At 66.3% G+C, this 303-nt stretch carries 1 protein-coding gene; it reads left to right on the forward strand.

The genetic code is table 11. From position 1 onward, the window contains the following. A partial coding sequence (locus tag NE591_RS14185) for a flavodoxin-dependent (E)-4-hydroxy-3-methylbut-2-enyl-diphosphate synthase (RefSeq protein WP_256156972.1) occupies window positions 1–303 on the forward strand: 303 nt, incomplete at both ends.

Raw genomic sequence — 303 nt, forward strand, 5'->3', positions numbered from 1 at the left:
ACGACCTTGTGGTGTCAGCCAAGGCCCACGACGTGCAGACCACCATCGACACCTATCGCCTGTTGGCCGCTGAGCTGCCCGAGGTGCCGCTGCACATCGGCGTCACCGAGGCGGGAACCGCCTTCCAAGGCATCATCAAAAGCGCATGCGGCCTGGGCGTCCTTTTGGAAGAGGGCATCGGCGACACCATGCGCATCTCGCTCACGGACGACCCCGTGGTGGAAGTGCGGGCCTGCTGGACGTTGCTCGGCGCCCCGGACTTGCGCCGTCGCACCCCCGAGCTTATCAGCTGTCCCACCTGCG

The sequence above is a fragment of the Adlercreutzia sp. DFI.6.23 genome, assembly GCF_024462535.1.
Taxonomy (GTDB): Bacteria; Actinomycetota; Coriobacteriia; order Coriobacteriales; family Eggerthellaceae; genus Adlercreutzia; species Adlercreutzia rubneri.